The following is a 267-nucleotide window of genomic DNA, read 5'->3' as shown; positions in this document are numbered from 1 at the left end:
AACTGGCCGATCACCGTCGGCAGGATCCCCAGCGCGGCGGTGGGCAGCGCGCCGATGCGCACGATGTCGTTATTCAGGCCCTCTTTGCGGTTCAGCGCCTGGCCGGCCGAATTAAGGGCGTCAAGCACCTTAACGGCATGCGTCAGAAACTGTTCGCCGACCAGGGTTAGCTGCGCCCCAAGACGACCCCGCTCGAACAGCCGGGTACCGGTCAGCTGTTCTAGCTCGTTAAGCGTTTTCGAGAGTGCTGGCTGGCTCAGATTTAAT

The 267-nt window shown here is 61.4% G+C and carries 1 protein-coding gene; it reads right to left on the bottom strand.

The window, feature by feature from the left end; genetic code table 11:
- A partial coding sequence (locus ACODJP_RS14110; protein WP_422482578.1) for a LysR family transcriptional regulator occupies nt 1-267 on the bottom strand: 267 nt, incomplete at both ends.

Origin of the sequence: Pleomorphochaeta sp. DL1XJH-081 (assembly GCF_049310885.1) — a bacterium.
Lineage (GTDB): Bacteria > Spirochaetota > Spirochaetia > Sphaerochaetales > Sphaerochaetaceae > CAYZJV01.
Note: the sequence above shows the minus strand (reverse complement) of the source record. Positions and strands in the feature narration are given on the sequence as shown.